The organism is Dehalococcoidia bacterium (genome assembly GCA_021295915.1).
Classification (GTDB): Bacteria; Chloroflexota; Dehalococcoidia; order Lucifugimonadales; family UBA1123; genus VXRN01.
Window position 1 is genome coordinate 1 of record JAGWBK010000024.1, and the last position, 21,970, is coordinate 21,970.

The 21,970-nt window shown below is 57.6% G+C and carries 17 protein-coding genes; 10 read left to right on the forward strand and 7 right to left on the reverse strand.

Annotated elements, in window-relative coordinates; genetic code table 11:
- Positions 1-477: 477 nt before the first annotated feature.
- Complete coding sequence (locus J4G14_08920; protein ID MCE2457922.1) at positions 478-2,265, forward strand: hypothetical protein; 1,788 nt, start codon at positions 478-480, stop codon at positions 2,263-2,265.
- A 161-nt stretch (positions 2,266-2,426) separates the two neighbouring features.
- Here the strand turns inward: J4G14_08920 and J4G14_08925 are convergent, their stop codons facing one another.
- Both J4G14_08925 and J4G14_08930 read right to left on the reverse strand, forming a co-directional pair.
- Positions 2,427-3,356 carry an ABC transporter permease gene (locus J4G14_08925; GenBank protein ID MCE2457923.1) on the reverse strand — a complete coding sequence of 310 codons (930 nt, stop codon included), beginning with the start codon at positions 3,354-3,356 and terminating at the stop codon, positions 2,427-2,429.
- Positions 3,357-3,471: 115 nt separating this feature from the next.
- Positions 3,472-4,419: an ABC transporter permease gene (locus tag J4G14_08930; GenBank protein MCE2457924.1), complete on the reverse strand. Its 948-nt coding sequence runs from the start codon at positions 4,417-4,419 to the stop codon at positions 3,472-3,474.
- A gap of 281 nt (positions 4,420-4,700) precedes the next feature.
- Here J4G14_08930 and J4G14_08935 point away from each other — a divergent pair, with 281 nt between their 5' ends.
- The 4 genes from J4G14_08935 to J4G14_08950 all read left to right on the forward strand — a co-directional run bounded on the left by J4G14_08935 (position 4,701) and on the right by J4G14_08950 (position 9,728).
- Positions 4,701-6,674, forward strand: a complete 1,974-nt coding sequence (locus J4G14_08935; GenBank protein MCE2457925.1) for a primary-amine oxidase — start codon at positions 4,701-4,703, stop codon at positions 6,672-6,674.
- Positions 6,675-6,680: 6 nt separating this feature from the next.
- Positions 6,681-7,469 carry an SDR family oxidoreductase gene (locus J4G14_08940; GenBank protein MCE2457926.1) on the forward strand — a complete coding sequence of 263 codons (789 nt, stop codon included), beginning with the start codon at positions 6,681-6,683 and terminating at the stop codon, positions 7,467-7,469.
- A 90-nt stretch (positions 7,470-7,559) separates the two neighbouring features.
- A complete protein-coding gene (locus tag J4G14_08945; GenBank protein ID MCE2457927.1) occupies positions 7,560-8,702 on the forward strand; it encodes an aminotransferase class V-fold PLP-dependent enzyme in 1,143 nt (380 codons plus the stop codon).
- A gap of 18 nt (positions 8,703-8,720) precedes the next feature.
- Positions 8,721-9,728: a Gfo/Idh/MocA family oxidoreductase gene (locus J4G14_08950; protein MCE2457928.1), complete on the forward strand. Its 1,008-nt coding sequence runs from the start codon at positions 8,721-8,723 to the stop codon at positions 9,726-9,728.
- Here J4G14_08950 and J4G14_08955 read toward each other — a convergent pair.
- The 5 genes from J4G14_08955 to fabG all read right to left on the reverse strand — a co-directional run bounded on the left by J4G14_08955 (position 9,725) and on the right by fabG (position 15,404).
- Positions 9,725-10,705 (reverse strand): phosphotriesterase, encoded by a 981-nt coding sequence (locus tag J4G14_08955; protein MCE2457929.1) that lies wholly within the window; start codon positions 10,703-10,705, stop codon positions 9,725-9,727. The genes J4G14_08950 and J4G14_08955 overlap by 4 nt on opposite strands.
- Before the next feature lie 62 nt (positions 10,706-10,767).
- Positions 10,768-11,673, reverse strand: a complete 906-nt coding sequence (locus J4G14_08960; protein MCE2457930.1) for an ABC transporter permease — start codon at positions 11,671-11,673, stop codon at positions 10,768-10,770.
- Complete coding sequence (locus tag J4G14_08965; protein MCE2457931.1) at positions 11,673-12,614, reverse strand: ABC transporter permease; 942 nt, start codon at positions 12,612-12,614, stop codon at positions 11,673-11,675. Before J4G14_08965 ends, J4G14_08960 begins: the two co-directional genes overlap by 1 nt.
- Before the next feature lie 95 nt (positions 12,615-12,709).
- The gene (locus J4G14_08970; protein ID MCE2457932.1) at positions 12,710-14,392 is read right to left on the reverse strand and encodes a hypothetical protein; all 1,683 of its coding nucleotides are present in this window, start codon (positions 14,390-14,392) and stop codon (positions 12,710-12,712) included.
- Between the two features lie 241 nt (positions 14,393-14,633).
- Positions 14,634-15,404 (reverse strand): 3-oxoacyl-ACP reductase FabG, encoded by a 771-nt coding sequence (gene fabG / locus J4G14_08975; GenBank protein MCE2457933.1) that lies wholly within the window; start codon positions 15,402-15,404, stop codon positions 14,634-14,636.
- 311 nt (positions 15,405-15,715) lie between these two features.
- On the opposite strand from fabG, the gene J4G14_08980 reads away from it, so the two are divergent.
- From J4G14_08980 to J4G14_09000, 5 genes are all read left to right on the forward strand, one after another.
- Positions 15,716-17,887: a hypothetical protein gene (locus tag J4G14_08980; protein MCE2457934.1), complete on the forward strand. Its 2,172-nt coding sequence runs from the start codon at positions 15,716-15,718 to the stop codon at positions 17,885-17,887.
- A gap of 196 nt (positions 17,888-18,083) precedes the next feature.
- Entirely contained in the window at positions 18,084-19,058 is a 975-nt protein-coding gene (locus J4G14_08985; protein MCE2457935.1) for an ABC transporter permease, read from the forward strand.
- A gap of 87 nt (positions 19,059-19,145) precedes the next feature.
- Positions 19,146-19,976: an ABC transporter permease gene (locus tag J4G14_08990; protein ID MCE2457936.1), complete on the forward strand. Its 831-nt coding sequence runs from the start codon at positions 19,146-19,148 to the stop codon at positions 19,974-19,976.
- A gap of 25 nt (positions 19,977-20,001) precedes the next feature.
- A complete protein-coding gene (locus tag J4G14_08995; GenBank protein ID MCE2457937.1) occupies positions 20,002-21,000 on the forward strand; it encodes a zinc-binding alcohol dehydrogenase in 999 nt (332 codons plus the stop codon).
- Between the two features lie 495 nt (positions 21,001-21,495).
- Positions 21,496-21,657: a hypothetical protein gene (locus tag J4G14_09000; protein MCE2457938.1), complete on the forward strand. Its 162-nt coding sequence runs from the start codon at positions 21,496-21,498 to the stop codon at positions 21,655-21,657.
- Positions 21,658-21,970 lie beyond the last annotated feature (313 nt).

The window sequence follows — 21,970 nt, forward strand, 5'->3', positions numbered from 1 at the left end:
GACTGTGTGGGGAGTTGGTTGCGACCGCGTACAACCTGGTGAGGATGTCGCGGTTGATAGCCGAGAGGGAGGTCGAGGCGCCTGTCTTCGGCTAGCGCTCCGTGGTCGAGGTGCGCCCGTCAGACCCCGGTCTGGGCACTGAGGGCGGCAGATGAGACCGTCTCAGTCCGAAAAATCGCAGGAATGAAGGGTCATATCAGACCGCCACACTAATTTGCCCAGGCCAGTTCCAGCCAGTGGAATTCACGCGATTTTGTAGATGCCCAGCATAAGGACTTCGACACACTTGATTCCGAGGCAGACCTACGTCCGAATTCAGGAATTCTAGTTTTGCTGTATACTCCACTGCCGACACAGTCACGCGTGCAGATCGAATCCGGCACGCGGGGCCACCAGCGGAAGGGCATGGTTATGGTAAGAAACAGGAAAAGGTCCTATATAGCAATTGCGTTTGCAGTCTCCGGAGTGTTGGCACTCTTGGTTGCGTGTTCGTCGGAGCCGGAAGTAAGGGAAGTCATCAAAGAGGTCCCCGTCGAAAAGATCGTGACACAGGAGGTCGTCAGGGAAATCCCTGTCGAAAGGGTTGTGACCAAGGAGGTTCCAGTCGAGACGATTGTGACCAGGGAAGTCCCGGTTGAAAAGATCGTGACAAGGGAGGTCGTCAAAGAGGTCCCGGTCGAGAAGGTCGTGACCAAAGAGGTCGAGGTCGAGAAGGAAGTAGTCAAGGTCGTGACCAAAGAGGTCGAGGTCGAGGTCGAAAAGGAAGTAGTCAAGGTCGTTGAGGTACAGGGAAGGCGGGGAGGTTCTCTGGTAGATGCCAGGACCACTGATGCCACAAGCCTTGACCCGCATAACGTGCCTGCGGCTGCAAACTTCCGCATTAGGGGCCACGTATACAGCGGCTTGGTTAGCTTGGATTCCGGCATGTCGGTCCAGCCGGACCTTACGACTGGCTGGGACATACCCGATCCTACAACCTACGTGTTCAACCTGCGGGAAGGAGTAATTTTCCACAACGGAGAACAGCTCACCGCAGACGACGTGAAGTATACATATGAACGGATTCTGGATGAGGGTACCGGCTCGTTTATACGTGGCGGAATCCTGAACATCCAGGAAATAAATGTTGTTGACTCACAGACCGTCGAGTTCAAACTTGAGAATCCTGAAGGAGGATTCCTGAGCCGACACTGGTCGATTGGAATCGTACCCAAATCCGTCGCCGACCAGCCCAAAGACTGGCTAAACAACAATGTCGTTGGTACCGGTCCATGGGTACTGCAGGAGTGGAAGACAGACGTAGAGCACAGCGTAACCAGGAATGAAAACTACTATGAGCCGGGTATACCGCTTATGGATGGTTTCAGGGTCCAGGTTATTCCTGAAGAGTCTTCTATCATCGCGGGAATACGCACGGGCATTGTGGATCACGCCAAGTTGGAGGACGCGCAGAACTTCAGCCTACTCCAGAAGAATCCCAACGTAGTGCTCTACCAGACGCCGGCCATGGGCACCAACTTCGTCAACATCAATCATCGGTCCGGTGCAGGACCGGGGCCTGCTCAAGGTCCGCTCAGTGACATAAAGGTGCGACAAGCACTCTCGCTGGGCATGGATAGAGACGCGATCCTAAACCTCGTCGGCGCAGGGCTAGGGACAGTTAGCGGACACGTACCGCCATCACTGTCCGAATACTGGGTACCGCCCGAAGAGCTGCCCTTCTTCGAAAGGGACGTGGAGCGAGCAAAGCAACTGCTGGCTGAGGCGGGCTATGCCGACGGGTTCACGATGGACATCATCTACATACCCGAGTTCGCGGTGATGCAGTTCTCAGCTGAACTACTGGCTGAGCAGTGGAAGGAGATCGGACTGGATGCTACCGCGAGGTCCACTGAGTACGGAGTTTGGCTCGATGAGAGAGTCGAGACCTTCCCATATTTTGTGAGCACCAATCTGACGTTTAACATGGCTGACCCCGATCACGTCCTGTACAACTGCTTCCACTCGTCCGGCAGCTGCGCTCAGTGGGACGCTTGGTCAGACCCGGAGATGGACGCTTTGCTGGATAAAGCCAGGCAAGAGACCGACCCAGCGATGCGCGTGCAGCTTTGGAAGGATGTTCAGATCATGTTGGCTGAGCGAATACCTGCGCTGACCTCCTTCGCTCCCATCGAGATAGATGTGGTGCAAAAGTGGGTCAAGGGCTACACGCCGCATCCATCTGCCGTGCAGTTCGGGTTCAAGTGGACGTGGCTCGACAGATAGGCGCCATGAAATGTCATGGGTAGATCGAATAGGCCCATCCGCCTAGACTGCCCTGCAAGGCATTAACAGAGGGGCTGTCAGACTTGTAACTGGTTTGGCGGCCCCTTTTGCTGCCCATCATCCCAGTAGCATCCGCCGATCCCTCTATTCGGAACGTACTGTCACCCCTCGCTCTGTTCCGAGACTCCTCTGCCACCGCCTAGCTGCTGTCGTAACCGGGGATCCAATATGTCCCTGAGTCCGTCTCCCAGCATGTTGAATGCCAACACGGCCAGCATGATAGCGATTCCAGGGAAAATCGATGCCCAAGGAGCTTTTTCCAGCACATCGCGAGCGTCGCTCAGCAACCTGCCCCATGAGGGGTTTTCGGCAGGGGTGCCCAGCCCCAGAAAGCTCACCGCCGCTTCGATCAGGATTGCGCCGGCAAACGTCACTGAAGCCTGAATAATCACGGGCGGGGCCACGTTGGGGGCAATATGCCGAATCATGATACGCATGTTGCTGGCACCCAACGCACTAGCAGCGTTGACATACTCCTTTTCTTTCTCCACCAGTACTGGACCGCGCACAACCCTGTACAGCAGTGGTGTAAATACTATGCCCAGCGCAAATACGGTATTCCGTATACCAGGTCCAAGCATGGCAGCGACTGCAATGACAAACAGCATGAACGGGAAACCAAATATGATGTCCATGAGCCTGCCGGACACGTTGTCCCACACGCCCCCGAAGTAAGCTGTGATCAGTGCCAGCGAGCCACCGACAGTAATGGCAAAAATCACGGAGAATAAAGGAATGATTAGAGACACGCGGCTTGAGTGAACGACCCGGCTGTAGATGTCCCTACCCAGTCGGTCTGTGCCAAAGTAGGCTTCCAAGCTAGGACTACTGAATCCGAGAGATGCCTTTGGCTCCAGCGGACCCCTGGTCGCTATCAGGTCAGCGAAAACGGCCATTACCAGGAACAGGCCAATTGTAATAATACCCGCCAGTGTGAGCTTGTTCGCGATAATCGCCCTGATAACGTAGCGAGCCCTACTTCGCGAGGACTCACTGATCGCCATCATTTCAGCGCGATCTTCACCTTCCATCGACATCTAACGTCCTCACCATTTGAGGGGCACTGGTACCCAAACCTCGATGACGCCGCATTTGGTCTTTGTCTTCCGCATCTCTAAACACTCACTGGTCGAACTGGGTCCGCGGCTAACCGTACCGTATGCGTGGGTTTACATACGCATACAAGACATCCACCAGCAGATTGCTGAAGACAAAGATCGTAGCAATGAACAGCACTACTCCCTGAATCAGCGGATAGTCACGCTGCGAAATCGCCAGGAGCATCAGCCGGCCCACACCTGGCAGAGTAAATACTGCCTCCATGACTACGATCCCCCCCATCAGGTATCCGATCTGAAGTCCGGCAATTGTCACCACCGGGATAAGAGTGTTCTTGAGCGCGTGTGAATAGATGACGACGCGGTCATGCAAACCCTTGGCCCTGGCCGTCCTTATATAGTCCTGGCGCAACTCTTCAAGCATAGTAGCGCGTGTCATGCGCACGATGTTGGCTGAGGCCACAGTCCCAACTGATACCGCTGGAAGTATCATGATGCTAAGGTTGGTCACTGGGTCTTTCCAGAGGTCCACGTACTCCAGTGAAGGTATCCAGCCCAATGTGATGGAGAGTACAAGGATCAGCATGATGCCTTGCCAGAATTCAGGAATAGAGAGGCTGAACATGGACGTTACCCGGACGAGGTAGTCTAAGAACGAGTTCTGCCTCGTTGCGGCGACTATACCAAGTGGAACACCTAGCCCTATGGACACCACCATGGCCATTATCGTCAACTCAGCCGTGACTGAGAGTCTGTCAAGAATAAGACTCATCACCGAGTGTCCACTTCGCCAGGAAGTACCCAGATCCCCCTGAAGTACATCGCTCAGCCAGCGCCAGTATTGAACATACAGAGGTTGGTCAAGACCGAAGAAGCTGCGGAGTTCCTGCACCATCTCTGGAGTACGCTCCGCCTGCTCCAGACTGACCTGAACGACATCCCCAGGTATTAGCCTGGCGAGAAGAAACACCAGTACAGACAGACCAAACAGCGTAAACAGCATGCTGATAAGTCTGACAACAATGAACTGGCGCATGTCTTTCGGATTCCCGGGGCGTTAGCCAGAGTTTCAGGACTGGGGATTCCCAGATACTATCATCCAAGTATCTCCCCCGCCACGCCCATGGCCGAGACACAAGAGATGCGCAGTTCCCCCCCAAGTTTCATGAATAGACAGATCCTGGCTGTCAGAAGGAATAAGAACCGAACAGGTCTATCAGGAAGTTGAGTGACGAGGGATGCGAATGTTGCCAAATCAGGCAACTGGATGTAGAGTTGCGTTTGCTACCCATTGACAGTTCATGAAAGGCATCCGCCATGCTGAAGACCAAGGTTCACGCTGCCACCACGCACCCTCTTGAGCCTCTCTCCAAAACGGAAATCGAATCGGCCGTGGCTATAGTAGGGTCGGACTCCCGCGTTACGGATGCGCACCGCTTCGTGACGGTCGTGTTGAACGAGCCCGAGAAGCAGTTAGTCCTCTCATACAGCCCTGACGAGCCTGTGGAACGCGAGGCGTTCGTTGTTCTTCTAGAACGGACAACCGCCCACTGCATCGAAGCGGTCGTCTCCTTGACCCAGTCTGCCGTCACCTCATGGAACACAATCGAATGTGCACAGCCAGCCATCATGCTCGACGAATTCGTCGAATGCGAAGAGGCTGTCAAGCAGTCGCCAGAATTTATAGAGGCTTTGAAGAAGCGCGGAGTAGACGACGTCGACTTGGTCATGGTCGACCCGTGGTCCGCGGGCGCGTACGGAGTCGAGCCTGAAGACGACAAGGGCAGAAGGCTCACGCGAGCGCTCGTCTGGGTCCGTTCTGATCCGACAGACAACGGCTACGCCCGCCCACTACAGAATGTGATCGTCGTCGTCGATCTCAACAGCATGGAGGTACTGCGGGTCGAAGACTACGGGGTTGTACCCCTGCCTCCGGAGTCTGGAAACTGGACCCGGCAGCACATCACCGAAACCCGCACGGACCTGAAGCCCTTGGAAGTCGTCCAGCACGAGGGGCCCAGCTTCAACGTGGACGGCCACGAGATCAGCTGGCAGAATTGGCGGTTCAGGATTGGGTTCACGCCACGAGAGGGTCTAGTCCTGTACACAATTACGTACAATGACAAAGGCAGGGAACGCCCGATCATGTACAGGGCCTCGCTCAGCGACATGGTGGTCCCATATGGCGACCCCAGCGAGGCCAGCTTCCGCAAGAACGCCTTCGACATAGGCGAGTACGGCATCGGACAGCTGTCCAACCCCCTGACTCTTGGCTGCGACTGCCTGGGTTACATTCACTACTTTGATGCCCACATGACCGACAGCAAGGGAGAGGTCTTTACCATCAACAATGCCGTGTGCCTGCATGAGGAGGACAACGGCATACTGTGGAAGCACACCGACTGGCGCACCGAAGAAGTCGAGGTTCGCCGGTCCAGGCGGCTCGTCGTCTCCTTCATCTCCACTGTCGGCAACTATGAGTACGCGTTCTACTGGAACTTCTACCAGGACGGCGGTCTGGAGCTTGAGGTCAAGCTGACGGGAATCGCGAACACCATGGCCCTGATGCCGGGCGAGAAGCCGGCTTACGGCACGGAAGTCGCTCCGCAGTTGAACGCTCCATACCACCAGCATATATTCAACGCTCGCCTGGACATGTCCGTAGATGGACAGAACAACTCGGTATACGAGGTGAACTCGCTGCGTGTTCCCATGGGCGAGCAGAACCCGCACGGAAATGCGTTCACCGCAGAGCACACACGCTTCGAGAGCGAGGCTGACGCCGGGCGCATCTGCAACCTGGCAACGAGTCGCTACTGGCGGATCGTCAATGAGTCCGAGACCAACAGAATGAACGAGCCGGTAGCTTATCGCCTGCTTCCAGGCGAGAATGCTCTACCGTTTGCACACGACGAGGCATCTGTCATTCAGAGGGCTGGATTCCTCACCAAGCACCTCTGGGTTACTCCATACAATAAGGATGAGAAGTACGCGGCCGGGGACTACCCGAACCAGCGCCGCAAAGGCGACGGTCTCCCGGAGTGGACGGCAGCAGACAGGCCAATCGCCGATACGGATGTCGTGGTGTGGTACACGTTTGGCCACACGCATATTCCCAGGCCGGAAGACTGGCCGGTGATGCCTGTCCACCGGATAGGCTTCATGCTCAAGCCGGACGGGTTCTTCCACTCGAACCCGGCCCTGGACCTTCCGCCATCAGACGATGCCTGCGCCTGCGGTGGAGAGGCCTGCACTTGCGTTCACTCAAACGGTCACCACATGTGCAGCTAACAGACCTTGAGGTTGGGCGGTAGGGTCGCTCTAGTCACCGGCGCCGCCATGGGGGTCTGCGGTGAACCTATGGGAATGGGCGGTGCTATCGCGTGGCTGTTCGCACAGGAAGGTGCGAAGGTCGCGCTCTCCGATCTGAACGAAACGATGGGACAGAGGTCTGCCGAGCAGCTCCGCAATCGAGGCTACTCGGCCATCTTCGTCCATCTGGACGTGACCAGCGAAGAGAACTGGATTCGAGCCATTCGTGAGACCGTGTCCGCCTTCGGCAGGCTGGATATACTTGTCAACTGCGCCGGGAATGTGGTTCCGGGAGACATCGAGTCCTCGACTGTCGAGACTTGGGACAGCTTGATGGCGGTTCACGCCAAAGGACCTTTCCTGCGAACCAAGCACGCAATTCCCGAAATGCGCAAAGTTGGAGGCGGTTCTATCGTCAACGTATCGTCGATTGACGGTCTGGTCGGCACTAAAATCGGGGCAGGATACCCTGCCGGAAAGGCGGCCAGTCGCCTGTTCAGCAAGTCGGCCGCAATTCAACATGCTCATGAGAATATCAGGGTGAACTCGGTCCACCCGGGATACGTCGAAACGCCGCTGAGCAGGAGCATTGTCGACTGGCCTGACGGGCCGACACCGGATGAGCTAAGAGCCAGGAGAATCGACAGGGTTCCCATGAAGCGAGAGGCATCTCCAAGGGAGTTGGCCTACGCGATCTTGTATCTGGCCTCTGACGAATCGTCCTACGTAACGGGCTCCGAACTGGTGGTGGACGGAGGATTCTACGCCCAGTAAAACGTCCCATTTAAAATGGTTGCGATTAGTCGTCTGAACCGGTGGCGGGCTCCCTACCAGGTGTAGCCAAGGGGCTCAAGGAGCGAAATTGTGAATCCCTCCGAGGTACGTAGTCTGTTCCCGGTCATGGAGCAGCGGGCATACATATTCAGCGGCGGAATCGCCCCCCACTCCACATTGAGCCTCGCTGCAGTCGAGCGGTTTAACGCTCTCCTGACCAACGATCCCGGCGAGCTATACAGGCGCTACCGGGAGGAGTTCGACATTGTCCGCAAGCTCTTCGCGGACCTCATAGGCGCCGAAGTCGATGAAGTCGCAGTCGTGGACTGCACCGGCACAGGTTCCAACTTGGCGGTCGATATGATCGACCCCGTCCCCGGCAGCAACGTTGTATTCGACGAGTCTGCCTATCCATCCGCTGCCTACCCATGGATGCTGCCGCCCCGATCGCACGTTGAGCTTCGGTTCGTCGAGGGACGTGACGGCATCATCCACTTGGAAGACATGGCAGAGGCCATTGACGAAAACACCATTGCGGTAAGCGTGTCGCACGTGTCCCAGGAGTCGGGATTCAAGCACGACCTGAAGGCGCTCACCGAAGTGGCCCACGCTCATGGCGCTGCGCTGTGCGTCGACGCCATGCAGTCAGCGGGCGCGCTGGACTTCGATGTACATGACGAGGGAGTCGATTTCCTGGCTACAGGAGCAATGAAGTGGCTGCTGGGATCGGCCGGAGTAGGATTTCTCTACGTCAGTAGAGACCACCTCGACAAGATGCCCCCTCATGCAGGCGGTCCGGGCGCGCAGCCCGACGACCGTCCTTGGGGACAGCGCGAGTTCGTTCCGCGTCCTGGGGCAGACAGGTTCCATGTTGGTATGCCGAACCTGATCGGCCTGGCGGCAACCAGACCAGGCCTGGAGGTCCTCCACCAGGTAGGGATGGACGTCGTGGAGGCTCATGTACTGGACCTTTCCGGATACTGCATTTCCCAGCTCCTTGAGAGAGGCCTCAATGTCACAACGCCGGAGCCTGCGCAATACAGGGCGGGGATCGTCTCTATTGATATGGGAGACCAAAGAAGCTCTCAGGCAGCCGACGAGTTCCTGACTGCCCGTGGTGTTGACGGATACCATCATCAGAACGTCTTGAGGGTGGATCCTCACATCTTCAACAACCGTGGCGACATAGACCGTTTCTTAAGTGAGCTGGACTCGTATCTTTCTCAACACTAGACCCACCGAGGTTGCAAAATGGCTGACAAGGCAAGAATAGGCATTGTAGGGTGCGGCGACCATCAACAGGGAGCGTTGATGCCCCAACTGGCAACACTTCAGAGCGCGGAGCTTGTGGCCTGTGCCGACATAGACGAAGTTGCTGCAGTCACTGCCAGCAACGAATTCGGTTTCGAGAGACCGTACCTCGACTATCAAGACATGCTGGAGACCGAGCAGCTTGACGGCGTGATGATCACTACGCCCCATCACTTGCTCAAGACCGCTGCCATAGACGCCATAGAGTCTGGCTGCAACGTGTTCATCGAAAAGCCGATGGGAGTCAGCGTGGAGGATGCGCTGCAGATACGCGAGGCCGCCAAGAAGGCCGGGGTAAGTGTCATGGTCGGTTACTGCCTTCGATACGCTGAGGGCAGGAGGATCATGAAGTCGCTCATCGATTCGGGCGCCATCGGGGACATCACAACGATCAACGCCGGTAAGGGCACTTCCCCCCTGTCAGGGTGGCTGACGGAGGTGGACAAGGGCGGCGGCGTGCTGCTGTGGCTGGGCGTCCACATTATCGACCAGGTGCTGTGGATGGCGGGGTCGGAGGCGACTCGTGTGTACGGCGAGGTCTATCGCCACACAGAGGATGGCGTGGACCAGAATTCGGCGTTCACCATCCGCTTCGCCAACGAGGCTACGGCAAATGTAACCTGCTCCCAGAACGTGGGTGGACGCGTTGGATTCGACTACATTGAAGTGATGGGCACTGCCGGCCGAATAAAGAGTGAGTGGCCTTCCAACGTCATCAACGTGGTCAGCGAAAAGGTCGAAGCGTACCGTCACCCGACACTTATATTGCCCCCTGAACCGCGAGCATACGTCCAGAATATGTACAGGGACGAGCTGGACGCGTGGGTGCAGTCGGTTGGCTCGCGCACCGATCCGCCAATCACCGTGGACGACGGCGTGAACGTGCTGGAGATAATCAGCGCCGTATTCGAGTCCGGCAGGTCCAACTTGCCGGTCACGCTTCGCTAGGAGTCCTCGCCTGTAAGCAGCCTGCGGGGGTTGTCCACCATGATCATATTGAACTGCTCTGCAGTGAGCCCGAGCTCTTCTCCAAGTACAGCTAGTCCCTGCGTGGACAGGAAGTCGTAGCCTCCACCGCCGTAGATCGTGTAGTCGGTGTTGTAGCAGACATCGTGCGAGAAGATCAGGTTGTCAATTAGGCCCTCGTCAATGATCCACTTGATATGGTTCAACGTCCTCTGACGTTCGTACTCAATGCCTGTCTTCAGACCTCCCATCCGGTCGAAGGAGATGTAAGCGCCCCTGCGGGCGATCTCTGCATGGTACTGGTGTCGCGGGTAGCTGCCCGAGTGGGCCACGACTACCCGGCTGAGGTCCACCCCCTCTTGTTCCAGGACGTCTAGCTGGTCCAGTCCCTGCGGACCGCGGGTCGCGTGAGTGCCGAGCGCTACTCCGGTTTCAACCTGTGCCCTGCCGGCTGCTCTAAGCACTCGCTCCTCGATTGCCGACAGCCAGTTGAAGTGTGCTCCGATCTCCCCGATGAACCCGGCCCGTACGTCAGTGCCGTCGATTCCTTGAGTCACGTCCTTGATGATTTCATCGGCGATGTCGTTGGTGTGCATCCTCCAGAGACGCTGCTCGTAGTAAGTCTCTCGGTACCATCCGCAACCCAGAAGGATGTTCAGCCCCGTCTTCTCAGACATGTCTCTGATGGCATCCGCATGTTTGAGATGATTGAGGTCGTCGTCGTACAACAGGTTGTGATCGTTCTCCCTGAGGCCCCCGGATGTCTGGTCAACCAGCGTCACGCCCCCGGCATTCTTGTAGCGCATCAGCTCCATCTCAGCCAGGACGGGGTCATTCATGTAGTTGGGGCCGACCCATGCGTCCGGCATGAGGTCCAAAAAGATGTGCTCGTGAACTAGAGTGAATCCAAGGTCGGCAGCCGAGATCGGTCCTGTAACTGTCATTACTTCATTCGCCAATGTGCTCCTCCAGTGTCCTTCAATGGCTCCCGGTTCAATCGTCCTGACGCTTGTGTGCCAAGCTAGAGTCGACGTGCTAACTTTGGGTCGAGCATGTCACGCAGACCGTCCCCCGCGAGGTTGACGCCCAGCACCGTGATGCTCAGGAAGAGGCCGGGAAACGCAATCACCCAGACAGCAACTGAGATGGCCCTGCGCGCCTCCGACATCATGGTTCCCCAGCTCGGTGTCTCAGGCGGAGTGCCGGCGCCAAGGAAGCTCAGGATCGCCTCGATCAGAATTGCGTCCGCGCATACAAATGTGGCCAGCACGATCATGGGCGCGAGCGCATTGGGCATGATGTGTCTGAACAGGATTCTCGGCGTGCTTGCCCCAAGGCTGGTTGCCGCATCGACGAACATCTCTTCCTTCAGGGTCAAAACCGATGCCCGCATCACGCGGGCCGCCCTCGGCATGATGACGAAGGACAGTCCGAAGATGACGTTCTGCACGCTGCCTCCAAGCAGTGCCATGAGAGCTATGGCGAGCAGAATAATCGGTATTGCCATTATGCCATCCATTATTCTCATCAGGATGGCATCCACTATGCGGAAGAAACCAGCCAGAAGTCCTATTAGAGTGGCCGCGGCTATGCTTATGGCCGCCACGGAAAAGCCGACCAACATGGAGATTCTTCCCCCGTATATGGCTCGCGAATAGACGTCGCGGCCTATGAAGTCGGTGCCGAACCAGTGCTGAGCAGTCGGAGGCTGCAATCTGTCGGGGGGCCAGCCTTTGTATGGGTCGGTAGTGAAAAGTATCGGGGCCGCCAGCGAGATGATAGTCATGAATACGACAACCACGATCCCGGCAGCCATTGTTGGGTTCTGTCTGGTCGCCCTGCGCATCGCTCTGAGAATCTGGGTAGTGCGAGAGCGAGGCCCAGCTTGTGCCAGTTCTGTCTGTATGCCGGTTTGCTGACTGGACATCAGTATCTGATCTTGGGATCGAAGAGCGCGTAGGACGCGTCGATAAGCAAGTTGACGAGCACAAAGATGGCTGCGGTGACGAGAATCGCGCCCTGGATGATCGGGTAGTCTCGTTTGACGATGCCGTCTACCATCAGCCGACCGAAACCGGGAATGGCGAACACCTGCTCAATCACAACTACGCCCGATAGGAGCCCCGCCAGTCCCAGTCCAATTACCGTGATGATCGGCAGCGCCGCGTTCTTCAATGAGTGGCGTATGAGCACTGTATTCTCGCTCAAACCCTTCGCACGTGCCGTACGCACGTAGTCTTCTCTCAGCACCTCCAGGACGCTCGATCTGGTCATTCTCGTAATGAGTGCCATGACTATCAGACCCGCGGCAACCGAAGGCAGGATCAGGTGCTTGAAGAACGTGAACAGGTCCTCGCTGGGAGGCACATAGCCCCCGGCAGGGAGGATTGGGAACTTCAGCGCGAACACCCATATCACGATGAACCCGAGGAAGAACCCCGGGACTGCAAAGCTCAGGGACGCGAAGACCATTATGGCCCTGTCGAACAGGCTTCCCTGCTTCCACGCTGCGATGGTTCCCAGGGGGACCCCCAATCCTATTGCGACAATCTCGATCAGGACAGCCAGTGAGACGGTCGGTATGGCCCTCTGTGCCAACAGGCCGGTAACAGGCTTGTTGGAGAAGACCGAATTTCCAAGGTCACCCTGCAGCAGGTTGCGCAGCCAGAAGAAGAGTTGGACTGGAATTGGCCTGTCCAGACCCATCCTCTCACGGATCTTCTGGACCTGATCCTCAGGCGTGTTCTCGTTTGAGAGCAGGTCGGCGGGGTCCCCCGGGGCGATCTGAAGCAGCACGAAGACAAGCACTGCCACGATCAGCATCACGGGGATTGTCGCCAGTATGCGCCTTAGAATGTAACCCTGCATGACTTACCTGGGATGCTAAAGACAACGCCGCTTGGCGCGGTCAATCTGCGCGCTGAGCGGCGTAACTGGTTCAGTTTAACTATAAGGGGTACCCACTACTTGTCGAGCCATACGTTTGTATAGATCGGAAATGCCTTGACGTCAAAGTTCTTCACATAGTTGCGGGCCGGGAAGATCGAGAACCACTCTCCCAAGTATATGAGAGGAACGTTCTCGTACCAGTACTCCTGTATTTCCTCAACCCTGGCCATGGCCTCTTCGTGTGTTGTGGCCTTCGCATATTCGATGATCATTCGTTTGTAGTTCTCGTCGTTGGGCCTGTCGATGCGGTACGACGGATCTTCAGGGTCGCCGGGCCACAGGAATGCCATACGTATGGGGTCCCCACTCTCTGACCAGTGGGCATTCCATGTCGTAAACAGAGCATACTCACGCTTCTTCGAATTGGCGATCATGGTAGCCCAGTCCTGAGCAGGCATATCGACGACAAACCCGATCTCCTCCAGCATGGGCTTCAGAGCTAGGCCGATCGGTGTGATTGTCGCATAGTCTGTCGGATTGAAGAGTTGGATAGGCTCACCGTTGTATCCGGCCTCTTTTAGCAGGCGCTTAGCCTTCTCGATGTCGACCTCGTTGTAAACATCTTCACCAACGAACGTCTCAAGCGGAGTGTTGCAATGGTACAGCGCTGCGCACATGTTCCACAGCTCAGGATCTCCCATCGCCGCCATGATTGCTGCTATGTCCAGGCCTGCATAAAGGGCCTGTCTCGCCTCTTTCTTGTCGAAAGGATGGACGTTGTGGTTGATGTTTATGCCCGACCTGTGTCCAGGCTTGTAGATGGGCACGTAAATGTCGTCGTTGTTCTTTGCGCGCTGGTAGAAGTCCAGCGACGCACCGTCGACGATGTCCCACTGACCGGACTCCAGCCCTGCCATCTTGGTCTCTTCGTCCGGTATCTCCAGCCAGACGACTTCATCGAGATAGGCATTATGCACATCAGCCAGATAGCTTCCGGGAGTGCCTATCGCTTTGTAGTCTGGGAAGCGCTCGAGGATGATTTTGTCGCCCTGGTCCCACTGTTTGAACTTGTACGGTCCGGAACCCAGGAACTGAGGTGTCGCCTCCTGTGCCACGGTGGCCGCCATTTCAGATGGGATAATTGGTCCACCTCCCCACGGGGCCGCGAACGTCGTTGGGACTTGCCCGAAGGGTTCGCGAAGGTTCAGCTTAAAGTTATAGCTGTCAACTTTCTCGAACGCCGGATCTGCGGCGAACTCGCTCTTGAGAAGCTTTGGTGCGAAGTGGAAGTTGCTCATCTGCCGCTCCAGCGATGGGATCACATCGTCGGTGTCCAAGGCCGAGCCGTCATGGAACGTGAGGCCGTCTCGCAATTCGAAAGACCACGAAAGGCCGTCGGAACTGAGATCGAAGGATTTGACCAGCATGGGTTTGGCTTCCAGGTCATTGTTCCACTCAAACAGCCGGTGCGTAAGGTGTACCGCAAGAGCTGCCGTCACATAGGCACCGCTGAATACACCATCTAGCGAGGGTATGCTGGCCTGGCTCGTGACTCTGAGCTGCCCTCCGGTCTTAGGGCCCGCATCCGGGGCAGGGGCGGGTGCGGTTGTAGGCGCAGGAGCCGGGGCAGCTGTAGGAGCGGGAGCAGGTGCTGCCGGAGCAGGCGCGGGCGCAGGTTCCGGCTCATCCGCACTGCATGCGACAAGCGCCAGGACCGCAACTCCTAACAGAATCAGAACGACGGATATTTTCATCATATTCCCACAACTCCTCCCGCATCCGCGGCGCTTGCCTTCTCACTCGTGAACTCCGGTATATGAAGCCCCCTAGGCGGTCCGGTTTAGGTGACGCGTATTGTAAACCGTTGCACCGCGGTTGTAAAAGGATTCCAGAAATACACTTACCTGAACGTAAGTACAGACATACAGGTAAAACGTGCCTGGCAGATGGGTCGGATAGACGCTGCCGGTCGCAAGGTTCGACTTCAGGATGCGTGGGCTACATCGCGTCGATGGACTCGGGTATCGTCTGGCCACCGTCCACGATCAGCGTCTGGCCGGTGATGAACTTGGCCTCGTCCGAAGCCAGGAACAGCATTGCGTAGGCGACGTCTTCAGGGTCACCGATCTTTCCCAGAGGGATGGCCTGTGCCATCTGGCTGAGGTACTCCTCGCCAAGGTCGTCCAGCCCTTCGGTCATGATGTTGCCGGGCATGACCGAATTGACCGTGATGCCGTCCCTGGCAAGCTCGACGGCCGCCGTGCGCATGAAGCCGAGCATCCCCGCCTTAGTCGCACCGTAGTGTGACCAGCCTGTATACCCGGTTATGGGTCCCGTTATGGACGAAGTGAGGAGAACTCGGCCCTGGTCGCTCTTCTTTATCTCGGGAAGACACGCACTCACGCACAGAAAGGCTCCCTTGAGATTGACTGAATTGACCGTATCCCACTCGGACTCCGACAACTCGGCAAGTGGAGACGACGGAAATATTCCGGCGTTGCAGCAAATTATGTCGATTCCTCCATGACGTTCTGTTGCCGCTTGAGCCATCGCTTGGACGTCATCGCTGTTACTGACGTCGGCACCGAAGAAAGACGCCGTGCCACCCGCGTCCGTAATCTCCCGGACGGTGTTTTCTCCAGCCTCTACACCTCTTGCTACGACTAGGACTTTGGCCCCTTCGCTGGCAAATACCTGCGCTATGCCCCGTCCGAGTCCCTTGCTCCCGCCAGTGACAATAATGGACCTGTCCTTCATTCTCGTTCCCATTGTCCGCCTCCCGTGGCATTCGAAGCGCCTTCTGCGCAAGTACCCTCTAAACAGTGAAATCGGGGTCTGGCCGCTAGTCTATCTCACCATTCACCAGGTGGCTACAAAGGCGCCGCAGCCCCCAAAGTGGCAACGGAATGTGACCGAAAGTCTGTTGGGTATCCGCCTGCTGTAAACGGGTGGCATCTGTCAGCAAACAGACTCCAAGATTGACAACCACAGGTGCCCGTTATAGTCTCTGCGGGACATCTACCTCGGAGAATCGGGGTGAAGAGCACCTTGAAAGTAAGAGGATGATGGAGAGGGGGACCATGTTTACGGTCAAGAGTTGGTATGGAAAGTCCGCCATATTGTTTGCCGCTCTAGTAGCGGCTTTTCTTTTGGGCGTTGTGGCGTGTTCCGCTGAGGAGTCACCTGCTCCCGCTCCCGCACCGGAAATCGATACGGCGGCACTTTCGTCCGCAATCGAGTCGGCGGTTTCGAGCGCGGTCTCGTCAGCCGTAGAGGATGCAGTCTCATCCGCAGTCGCACAGGCTGTTGCCGAGGGCGGCTCCGATGAGATGTCGCCACAAGAGATCCAGGCGATGGTTGAGGCCGCCGTAAAGGCCGCCACGCCTGAAACTGCTAGTCCTGCGGACATCAGGGCGATGGTTGAAAGCGCCGTCGAGGCATCCGTCACACCCGGAGCCACCAGGGAAGAGATCCAGTCATTGGTGAGCAAGGCCGTGGCAGACTCAGCGGCCGCTTCCCAGCCGGGCGTCACTGCCGCGGAGGTCGAGGAGCTGGTCCAGAGTGCAGTCATGGGTGCATCCGAGAGCGCGGCGATGGCTGCGTCGGAAGCCGCATCCGAAGCGGCGGCGATGGCTGCGTCCAAGGCAGTCGAGGCTGCGGCGATGGAACGTGCGGATGGTGAAGAGAAGGTCTTGAAGATCTCCACCAACGCAGCGCCGCCTAACTTCAACCCGCTCATAGCAGTCAGCCGCACACAGGGCTGGGTGTTCAACCACATCTACTCGTCCCTCACAATGGCCGATCCGGAAGGGCAGAAGATGTCCCCCGACCTGGCTGAGCGTTGGGACACGGCAATGGACGGCTCGTACGTGACTTTCCACCTGCGCAAGAATGCGCAGTGGCACGACGGCACTCCGGTCACCGCCCACGACGTGGCGTGGTCCTACCACATGTACCTGAACGGAGAGACCGGTTCGAAGCGTACAGGTGTGCTCGCGCTGATCAAGGGAGGCGAGGCATACACCAAGGGCGAGGCTGAGTCCGTTGCGGGCATAGTGGTCGAAGACGACTACACAATACGTTTCGAGCAGGAGTTCCCCAACATCCTGTTCCTGCAGCAGACCATCTACCCCATCCTTCCCAAGCACATTCTCGGCGACGTTCCGCCTTCAGAGCTGGCGAATGAGAAGTTCTTCTTCGACTCGCCGTTGGGTTCGGGGCCGTTCAAGTTCGTCAGCTACATTCCTGACCAGCGAATCGAGTTCGAGGCCAATCCCGAGTACTACTTCGGCAGGCCGAACATAGACCGCGAGATCTTGTCGATTATCAAGTCGCCAGACGCCGTGCAGATCGCGCTGCAGCGTGGCGAGATCCACATGCCGATCTTCGATGGCGGCGAGAACGCTTCCACTGAGCAGTTCCAGGCGTTTATCCAGGACCCGCGATTCACCGTCGCCGCCTCGCGCGGTACGACGCTGATCTCTTACGCCTTCAACTCGAGGATGGAGCATCTCAACAACGACATGATGCGCCAGGCATTCCTGCACGCGCTAGACCGCCAGAAGTTGGTAGACACCTTCGCTCAGGGCAACGGGCTGATCTACAACTCGTTCCTGGTGCATGACTGGTACCAGCTGCCTGACTGGTCGCAGAAATACCCATACGATCCTGATAAGGCCAGGCAGCTCATCGCTGATTCCGGCTGGGACTCCAACACTGAGATCGGCGTGACGATCATCACGGTAACCAGCGAAGAGGCCAGGGCAATGCTCGCGGCCGAGCAGCAGATGCTCGCTGAGGTCGGCATCAAGATCAAGTTCCACGAGGTAGAGCTGTCGCTCTGGGTCGAGACGTTCTACGAGACCTATGAGTGGGACATGATTCGAGTGACGTTCGGCGTCTTCCCGGATCCTGACGGATTCCTGAGCTTCCACCTGAGGAGCGGCTCCAGGAACGCGATGGGATACGCGAACCCCGTTCTAGATGAGAAGATCGACAGGGGCAAGCGCTCGATCGATGTCGAAGAGCGCGCGATGATCTACCAGGAGATCAATGAGGAGATGCTGACGGAGCTGCCGCTTGCGCCCGTGCATCTGCTGAACCAGTGGTGGATCATAGACAAGAAGTTCAGCATTCCGTTCTTCGATATGCTGCCGGAGGCCAAGAGCTTCGCGACGGTGCCCATAGGGCCGGCGTATCTCGGACACTCTGACTGGCAGAAGTACCACATCGAACAGTGGGACCTGAACTGACGGAATAGACAACCTGCAGATCCTATTGGGACTGCCCGCGATGACGTTGCAATCAGCGTCTGCGTAATCGCCGGGTAGTCCTTGACCCACCGATTCGCATAGAAAACACCGGGAGCGAACTGCAAGACTCTGAAGTTGAGACGGTTCTATACGCCCCGACGCGCGAGTCAGCCAGCCGCTCTGAGGGAATTCGGCATTGGCCTCTTATCTTCTCCGACGCCTAGCACTGTTTGTGCCGATGCTCTTTGGCATCACGATGATTACTTTTGTAGTCGCGAACCTCGCTCCCGGAGACCCGATAAACGCCCTCATCAGTCCCGAAGACCAGCTCCGCGAGGAGGACCTAGAGCGCATGCGCCGCGCGCTCGGACTGGACAGACCAGTCCCCGTTCGCTACGCCGTATGGGTGAAGGAACTGCTCACAGGGAACTTCGGGTACTCCTACTTCACGAAGCAGCCGGTGCTGGACCGGGTCCTTCCGCGCCTGTTGCCAACGATCGAGCTGACAGGTGTCGCACTATTGATCTCACTCCTCGTTGGAGTTGGATTCGGGGTGATCTCCGCGTTGCGACAGTACAGCGTGTGGGACTATACCCTCAGTGTGCTCTCTCTCATCGGACTGTCGATCCCGACTTTCTTCTTCGGTTTGGTTGCGTTGTTGGTCTTCGGGCTGCTCTGGCCTGTGTTGCCAGTGTTTGGAATGTCGAGTGGAGAGCCCGACCTGCCTCTGTTGAACAAGGTCGGGGATAACCTGCGGCACACCTTACTGCCTGCGGCTGTTCTGTCGATTGACCTGGTGGCGACCAACACGCGATACGCTCGTACCGCGATGCTTGACGTGCTGGGCGCTGACTACGTTCGCACAGCCCGATCGAAGGGCCTCGATGAATGGGTGGTAATGGGCAGACACGCATTCAGGAACGCGGTGCTGCCCATCATCACGATCACAAGTCTCAGGCTGCCCCTGTTGCTGGGCGGCGCGGTCGTGATTGAGGTGGTCTTTTCATGGCCGGGCCTGGGGCAGCTCTCGGTCGATGCGATCCACCAACGTGACTACCCCGTGCTGATGGCGCTGACACTGTTCCTTTCGACTCTGGTCCTGGTTTCCAACCTGATGGCGGATGTCCTGTACGCCTACGCCGACCCAAGAATCCGCTACGACGATGCGTAACAGAAACGCCAGTGATAGGTAGACATGGCACTTGAGCTGACCCCAGAGAGAGAAGTCGATGAGATTACTCGGCGGTCCGGCCGTGGGATGTGGGTGCGTTTTCGCCGACACCGTCTTTCACTGCTCGGCATTGCGATCCTGGCCGTGTTCGCCTTCGGCTCGATCTTCGCGCCGCTCCTCTCTTTTCACGACCCCAATTACGTTGATCTGGACCAGATCAAGGACCCTCCCAGCCTGAATCACCTGCTTGGGACAGATTCTGCCGGGCGTGACGTATGGGCCAGGCTGCTGTTCGGTTCCAGGGTGACTCTCGTCATCGCAGCGTGCGCCCTGTTAATCGGCGTGTTCATTGGGTCCACTATTGGGCTGGTTTCGGGTTACTTTGGCGGATGGATCGACAATGTGTTGATGCGCTTCACCGAACTGGTCATGACCTTCCCGCAGCTGTTCGCGCTGATAATCCTGGTGTCCATCATCGGCGGCAGCGTCTTCAATATCATGTGGATTATCGGCATCCTCGGCTGGACGGGAATCGCGCGTCTTGTCCGGGGTCAGGTGTTGATGATACGTGAGATGGAGTATGTGACCGCCGCAGAGGCACTTGGCGCGAGCGACTGGCGCATCCTGTCCTCGCACATCCTGCCTGCCACCATGCCGTACGTGGCAGTTGCCGGAACACTTGGCCTTGCCAGTGCAATACTCATCGAGGCAGCGCTGAACTTCCTTGGGCTCGGTGTCCAGATCCCCACGCCCACGTGGGGCAACATGATGACCGCTGCCCAATCGATCCACGTCATCCAGAACGAGCCATGGCTGTGGATTCCTCCCGGTCTGGCTATCGCGCTGACCGTGCTTGCGGTCAACTTCGTTGGCGACGGGATACGAGACGCTCTCGACCCTCGAATCCAGATCGAGTAGGTCCTTCGACGACATGAGAACAGTGGTGATCAGGGAACCCTACAGGGTGGTCGTCGAACAGGCCGAGACGCCTGAACCAGAACCCGGACAGATTGTGGTCCGCACTACGCTTTCGGGGATCAGCGCCGGGACTGAAATGAACCTGTATCGTGGGACCAACCCCGACCTCGTCAGGCGACGCTGGGGAGAGCAGTTCGCCTATCCGTTCGTGCCCGGATACCAGGCGCTCGGCACCGTGGTGCACCGCAACCCGGAAGTAACAGGCTTCGAGGTCGGAGACCGCGTCTTCACAGGCGGCAGTCACTCGGAGATCACCGTGGCCAACACCAGCCGCTGCTTCAGGTTGCCCGACGACCTCACCGATGAGCAGGCATCCCTACTGTCCGTCGCGCGGGTTGCTTTGCACGGCGTCCGCAGGGGCAAAATCGAGTTTGGGGAGAGCGTTGCCGTTGTCGGTATGGGGCTGATGGGACAGCTCGCCATCCAGCACGCACGTCTCGCCGGAGCGGCCTCTACCATAGCTGTAGACATAGATCCGTGGCGTCTCGAGGTTGCCCGAGAACTGGGTGCTGACCATGTAATTGACCCCAGCTCAGGCGATCCAGCCCAGCAGATCATGGACTACACCGAGTCCGGAGCCGACGTGGTACTGGAGACCGCCGGCGTCTCCTCAGCGGTTCCCGTGGCGCTCGCGCTCGGACGATACGGAGCCAGGGTAGTAATCGTCGGATGGCATCTTCAGCCCATATCGATAGAACTCGCTGAAGACCTGCTGTACAAGGAGTTGGACCTCCTGCCGTCGCGTGCCGGCGGTCTCGGTGACGAAGCACCCCCACACGTGCTGCGATGGAACACTCGGCGAAACACTGAACTTCTCATTCAGCTTCTGGTCGAAGATAGCCTGCAGGTGGACAGACTCGTGACTCACGTCGTCCCGGCTGAAAACATCGCGTCTGTCTACGAGATGATTCACAAGAGGTCGGAACAGTCGCTCCATGTCGCTCTCGATTGGAGGGACTATTGAATGTCAGAAGTCGCCTCCTCAGGCTCGGCCCCGAGACAACCCTTCAATCATCCAGCCTGCGCTGACTGATTGAAGGGTGCGGCGGCAGGAGTCCTTGCTGCGGTCCTCTTCGGTGTGTTCCTGATGCAGCCTCCGGGCGGTTGTGACCCGATCACATCTGCGGGGATCTCCTCCACCCTTGATGACCCGCGTCAACTGCGATGATACTTTCCGGGCCATCCGGGAGGCGATTTCGGGCAGGCCCCCTGAAAACCTGTTCACAGGAGCCCGTAGAGCCGATTTCTGAGGGCAACCTGACCTGGGCCGTGCCCCTGCAAACGAAGTCCCGGCCATCCCTGTGCTACGAGAAGCGTTTCTGGCGGCCTCGCACCTCCCGTACTGCGATGGTCAGCCCTTGAATCCGGTTTTGTCCACGCAACTTGGGTTGTCGACTCCCCGCACTGTTTCTATCATGCCGGTGGGGATTTACCCCAGGACATTCAAGGAGGTGCAGATATGGCTAAAGGCAGATCAGGCGGCAGAGGCGGCAAGGGAGGCATGACCTCGAAGGCGGCCTCCAGGATCCAGTCAGCGGCATCGCGATCGGGTGGAGGCAAGGTCTCGAAGGGGAGCTTCGATTCGCGCGCTCAGAGCGCGGCCGTCCGGAAGGGCCGGTAATCTCAGGGGTCGGGCTTGGTATCGTGACGCCCGGCCCCTGCATACTGCAATGACCAAGCGTTCTGAAAGATCGCGTACATTCCGTCCTCCCCTGAGCGGACGGGCCCTTGGCTTCTGTGCCCGCCGTCTTGGGCTGGAGGGTTGCTCGGGGAGACCGGACCGCCTCCCGCTACTTCAACGGCTCACAGGTCAGCGAAAAGGCCAGGCAGAAGACCATCTCGGCACTGGCGCTCGATTGGTCAGGTCCCCGGACGTGGTGTAAGAGTTGGTCATCCTGTTGATGTTAGTTAGGCTGCGGTAGGTCGCCTCAGTG